Below are 5,646 nucleotides of genomic sequence, written 5' to 3'. Positions count from 1 at the left end.
TTGAAAACTACAAAAATAGATGTTTACTTACTTGGCATTTTAATTGTTAGTTTGGCATACCAAGTAAGGAAGAACCTATAAGGGTAGAGCTATAAAAACACCGATGACACTCACCCTCACTCTGACACCAGAAATAGAGCAATACTTAACACAAAGAGCTCAAGAGCAAGGGCTTTCGACAGAGGCATACACTCGGCAACTGCTGACCGAATATATTCTGCGAAAACAAAAGCAGGTAAAATTGGTTAATCTGCTTCAGTCTTGGAGGGATGAAGAAGATGCCGAAGAGCAGCAAGAAACAGGTGAGTATCTGATTCATGCTCTTGACGAAGATCGTTTATCTGAACGCAAGCTATTTCCTATCGAATTAAAAGGTGTAACTTGGTGAGCAGAGTCGTTTTTCTGGATGCAGGACCAATTGGTTTAGTTACTAATCCAAAGCTATCTCCTGAAAGCACTCTTTGTACTCGCTGGTTGCAAGCACTTATTATATCCGATACTCGAGTTATTATTCCCGAAATAGCCGATTATGAAGTTCGCCGATAATTGCTGCGGGCAAATAAGGTAAAGGGTATTGCTCGATTAGATGAATTAGCTAACTCGCTAGAGTATTTACCCATTACAACTGCTGCTATGCGACAAGCTGCGATGTTTTGGACACAAGCTCGTCAGCAAGGACAACCGACAGCAGGTGATAAGACGATTGACAGCGATATGATTTTGGCAGCACAGGCGACGACTCTTGATGTTGTGGATGTTGTAATCGCGACAACAAATGTTGGTCATCTTTCTAGGTTTGCTCCAGCCGATTTATGGCGAAACATCAATCTCGGTTGAGACTCTGGCGCTGATTGGAGAGATAGCTAAGGCAATAAAGGCGCGATCGCAGTTTATCAATCTAACCGATGAATTCCAACGATCGCAAAACCAAACTAGAATACGGGGATTTTCAAACACCGCTGGAATTAGCCGAGATGGTGTGTCGGAAATTGATAGAACTTGATGTTAACCCCAAAGTCATCATTGAGCCAACTTGCGGGATAGGTAATTTCATTAAAGCTGCTGCAAATTCGTTTCCATCCGCCAGCAAGATTATCGGAGTTGAAATCAATCAAAGTTATTTAATAGAATTAAGAGCTAAGCATGAATTGTTACAGGATAAAAGATGTGAGGTTAAGCACGGAGATTTTTTTGAGTTTGACTGGACATCATTAATCAACCAATTTAATCATATGGTGCTGGTTCTTGGCAACTTTCCTTGGGTAACAAACTCACAACAAGGAACTATTGGCAGTGAAAACTTGCCGAAGAAAAGTAATTTTCAAAAGCACACTGGCTTAGACGCACTAACAGGTAAAAGTAACTTCGATATCTCAGAATGGATGCTGATCCATGCGATACAATGGTTGCAAAATCGTGACGCCACTCTGGCAATGCTTTGCAAGACTTCCGTGGCGAGAAAGTTATTGAGTTACATTCATTCAAAACAACTTAATCTCGCTAGCTGTGCAACTTACAAAATAGATGCTAAAAAGTATTTTGATGCAAATGTTGATGCCTGGGGAGCATCTCATATTTGTAAAAATACTTCTTCTGGCTCCTTCCTTCTTCTGGCTCCTTCCTTCTTCCTCTTTCCTTCTTCCTCTTTCCTTCTGCCTCCTGCCTCCTGCCTCCTGCCTCAAAACTCCAATTTCTAGCGGAGGGCTGCAAAGGTGAGATGCTCCCGATGCCTGTCTGTTATTCTGCAAGTTTGACTCAAGTTCACAAAACTACTTCTGCGAAGTATTTAGTAGTTTAGAAAGTTCTGACTCCCATCGAATCGGATATCACAACAATCTCCTGGTTAAGGATATAGATGCTTTTAGTAAATTGAGTGATTTATATGCGGTGAATTCAGGTGCAAAATGGCGATCTGGCGTCAAACATGACTGCTCGAATGTGAGGGAGTTTCGGAAAAGTGACACTTATTTTCTATATACCTTGGGAGAAGTTGCTGACATTGAGAAAACTTATCTTTTTCCGCTGCTCGAAGGCTCTGGTGTTGCTCAAAATCGAATAAATGCTACAGATCCATATATGCTAATTACTCAAAAATTTATCGGGAAATCAACCGAAAATCTCAAAAAAATTGCTCCAAAAACTGGGCAATATTTGGAGGATCGCGGGCATTATCTAGATAAACTGCGATCGCCCCTTCCTCTTGTCCCGCACCCTCAATGACCGAAAAAAAGGGATACAAGCCCCGTCTTTCTAGGACGGCTTTTTTCGCGTCTCTAATCCTCTAATTAATGCCCTGAGTGCGTTCAACACACTCTAAGGCTGGTGCGTTTCGCTTTGCTCAACACACCCTACGGGTTTAAGTTTGACGCGCCACTACCAGGTGCTACAATTTGCTTGAGAACGCGGTCTAAGGCCTTGGGGTTATCCAGATCCACCGCTTGTAGCAGGCCCGAATCCACCAGTGCCGAGGCCCGTTCGTCTTTCACCGTTCCATTCAACGCCGCCACCAAAATATCCGCCGTCCTTCCGCTGCCTGCGATCACCACGATCGGGCGCTGTGCTTCCACGCTCTGGGCTGCATCCTTCCAGGTAATTTCGCCCCCATTGATTAAAATGGTGACAGAGGGCAAACCACCGGATAGGACACTGCCGATTTGCGCCATCCAGGGAGACTCATCCCCCCATTGCGAACCCGGAACCAGAATAAAATGGGTGTGATAGGGTTCTAAGCCACAGGCATCTTCTGCTGGAGGTGGCTGGTTCGGTAATGTTGCCAGACCGACGCAGGTAACCCCAATCAGGGGAAAGGTTCCACCCATTTGCGATCGCGCCTCCCCCATCATTTGCATTACCCCAGCATCAGTCCCGCCATCGATGACATAGGCATTTAAAGACTCGGCGAGGGGAGCCAGAACCGTTAGAAAGAGCGATCGCAGCCGTTCCCGATCGACGGGGCTGAGTTTACTGGCACCGCCAACCACCACCATGACCGGACGCGGACTAGAGAGTCCCAGTTGCTCTAGAGTTAACGTCAGGTCGGCATGGGCTTGAGAATAGAGAGCTTTTGCCGTCAGACCGTTGGAAAATTCGATCGAGAAAGATTCTTGCATGGAAAAAATACAACTCAGGATAAGAGAATCGCTTCCGGGGAAATACTTATTATGTCCTGAAAAGAAGGCCTATTGCTTCAATCGGGCCTTGCCGTTGTTTTTTGTAATTATCCGCTCTCGATTCACCAGAAATTGGGCATTTTGGGTGTCGTTCCAGACCGATTGCTGACAGGTTTTAGCCGCATCTTTAGCTACCTCGATCGTTTCAGCATCTTCTTTGAGCAGCGTTTCCGGTGCAACTAAGATTGGATGCGCGATTAACCGATTGCACGCCACCTCCAGCCAATCTTGCCAATTGCCACCGCGCAACAGGCGAACCGTCTTGTCATCACCGCCACTGACGATCGTCTTGCCTTCCGGACTAAATGCCACTGACCTGACTATATCCTCGTGCCCTTTGAAGGGTTGACCGATCGCTTTGCCAGAGGTGTCCCACAGCCGAACCGTCTTGTCCTCACCGCCACTGACGATCGTCTTGCCGTCGGGACTAAATGCCACTGAGTTGACCGTACCCTCATGCCCTTTGAAGGGCTGACCGATCCCTTTGCCAGAGCGTTCCCACAGGCGAATTGTCCCGTCCGAACTGCCACTGACGATCGTCTTGCCGTCGGGACTAAATGCCACGGACAAGACGAAATTCTCATGCCCTTTGAAGGGTTGACCGATGGCTTTGCCAGAGATATCCCACAGCCGAACGGTCTCATCACTACCGCCACTGACGATCGTCTTGCCGTCGGGGCTAAATGCCACTGAGTTGACCGTACCCTCATGCCCTTTGAAGGGCTGACCGATCCCTTTGCCAGAGATATCCCACAGGCGAACCGTCTTGTCCCAACTGCCACTGACGATCGTCTTGCCGTCGGGACTAAATGCCACTGAGTTGACCGTACCCTCATGCCCTTTGAAGGGCTGACCGATCCCTTTGCCAGAGCGTTCCCACAGGCGAACCGTCCTGTCCGAACTGCCACTGACGATCGTCTTGCCGTCGGGACTAAATGCCACGGACAAGACCCAACTCTCATGCCCTTTGAAGGGCTGACCGATCGCTTTGCCAGAGATATCCCACAGCCGAACCGTCTTGTCCCAACTGCCACTGACGATCGTCTTGCCGTCGGGACTAAATGCCACTGAGTTGACCGTACCCTCATGCCCTTTGAAGGGCTGACCGATCCCTTTGCCAGAGCGTTCCCACAGGCGAACCGTCCTGTCCGAACTGCCACTGACGATCGTCTTGCCGTCGGGACTAAATGCCACTGAGTTGACCCTACTCTCATGCCTTTTGAAGGGTTGACGGATCGCTTTGCCAGAGGTGTCCCACAGCCGAACCGTCTTGTCATCACCGCCACTGACGATCGTCTTGCCGTCGGGACTAAATGCCACTGAGTTGACCCTACTCTCATGCCCTTTGAAGGGCTGACCGATCGCTTTGCCAGAGGTGTCCCACAGCCGAACGGTCTCATCACTACCGCCACTGACGATTGTCTTGCCGTCGGGACTAAATGCCACGGACAAGACCCTACTCTCATGCCTTTTGAAGGGTTGACGGATCGCTTTGCCAGAGGTGTCCCACAGCCGAACCGTCTTGTCATCACCGCCACTGACGATCGTCTTGCCGTCGGGACTAAATGCCACTGAGAAGACCGTACCCTCATGCCCTTTGAAGGGTTGACCGATCGCTTTGCCAGAGGTGTCCCACAGCCGAACGGTCTCATCACTACCGCCACTGACGATCGTCTTGCCGTCGGGACTAAATGCCACTGACCAGATCCGACTCTTATGCCCTTTGAAGGGCTGACCGATCGCTTTGCCAGAGGTGTCCCACAGCCGAACCGTCTCGTCATCACCGCCACTGACGATCGTCTTGCCGTCGGGACTAAATGCCACTGAGAAGACCGTACCCTCATGCCCTTTGAAGGGTTGACCGATGGCTTTGCCAGAGGTATCCCACAGGCGAATTGTCCCGTCCGAACTGCCACTGACGATCGTCTTGCCATCCCGGATCAATGCCACTGACATGACGCTACCCCCATCCCCTTGTAAGAGATTTCGTTCTCTGGCATCCCCGCTGGCATCTCGTAAACTAGACTGCACTTGGGGCAGAACAGTCTGTGATGTAAATAATGACGATTTGCTTTCGCCTGTGGCTTGAATCGCCAGAATGAGTGCTTCCACTGGATCGATCGGGAGCAATAACTGAGCGCGGGCGGCATTTTCGCGCAGCGTCGCAATGGTGGCAATTCTTTGAGCGTTCAACCAAAGACCCGTCACTACCCCCATCACACTCACAACTGCCCCGGTTAGCAACAGCCGATTTTGGCGCTTATGCCCTCGACTTTTGGCAATATATGCCTTTTGTAACTCCGTCGCGGCGGGCTGTTTCTTTTGTGCTTGAGTCTCCTTGAGCCAAACTTCGGCAACTGCCAATTCACTTCCCCGCAACAATAAATCTTTTGTCTTCTTTTTTTGGGTTCTTCCTTACTTGGTATGCTAAATCAATAGCTAAATCAGTCAAAAAAATTGAAAAAATATGTCAAAA

6 protein-coding genes are annotated in these 5,646 nt (G+C 49.0%); 4 read left to right on the top strand and 2 right to left on the bottom strand.

Translation table 11 applies throughout. The features are described from left to right. Positions 1–103: 103 nt before the first annotated feature. The 4 genes from QUB06_RS33930 (at position 104) to QUB06_RS33915 (ending at position 2,220) form a co-directional block, all read left to right on the top strand. Positions 104–388, top strand: a complete 285-nt coding sequence (locus QUB06_RS33930) for a hypothetical protein (RefSeq protein WP_333439152.1) — start codon at positions 104–106, stop codon at positions 386–388. A 158-nt stretch (positions 389–546) separates the two neighbouring features. Then, a complete protein-coding gene (locus tag QUB06_RS33925; RefSeq protein WP_333439150.1) occupies positions 547–837 on the top strand; it encodes a hypothetical protein in 291 nt (96 codons plus the stop codon). 68 nt (positions 838–905) lie between these two features. After that, positions 906–1,697, top strand: a complete 792-nt coding sequence (locus QUB06_RS33920) for a class I SAM-dependent methyltransferase (RefSeq protein WP_333439148.1) — start codon at positions 906–908, stop codon at positions 1,695–1,697. 172 nt (positions 1,698–1,869) lie between these two features. Continuing rightward, positions 1,870–2,220 (top strand): hypothetical protein, encoded by a 351-nt coding sequence (locus QUB06_RS33915; protein ID WP_333439147.1) that lies wholly within the window; start codon positions 1,870–1,872, stop codon positions 2,218–2,220. A gap of 128 nt (positions 2,221–2,348) precedes the next feature. On the opposite strand, the gene QUB06_RS33910 is transcribed toward QUB06_RS33915, so the two are convergent. Next, a complete protein-coding gene (locus tag QUB06_RS33910; RefSeq protein ID WP_333439145.1) occupies positions 2,349–3,110 on the bottom strand; it encodes a hypothetical protein in 762 nt (253 codons plus the stop codon). Between the two features lie 69 nt (positions 3,111–3,179). Continuing rightward, a complete protein-coding gene (locus QUB06_RS33905) occupies positions 3,180–5,534 on the bottom strand; it encodes a WD40 repeat domain-containing protein (RefSeq protein WP_333439144.1) in 2,355 nt (784 codons plus the stop codon). Positions 5,535–5,646 lie beyond the last annotated feature (112 nt).

The sequence above is a fragment of the Microcoleus sp. D2_18a_D3 genome (assembly GCF_036702455.1).
Lineage (GTDB): Bacteria > Cyanobacteriota > Cyanobacteriia > Cyanobacteriales > Microcoleaceae > Microcoleus.
This window is presented reverse-complemented; position numbering and strand designations above follow the sequence as displayed.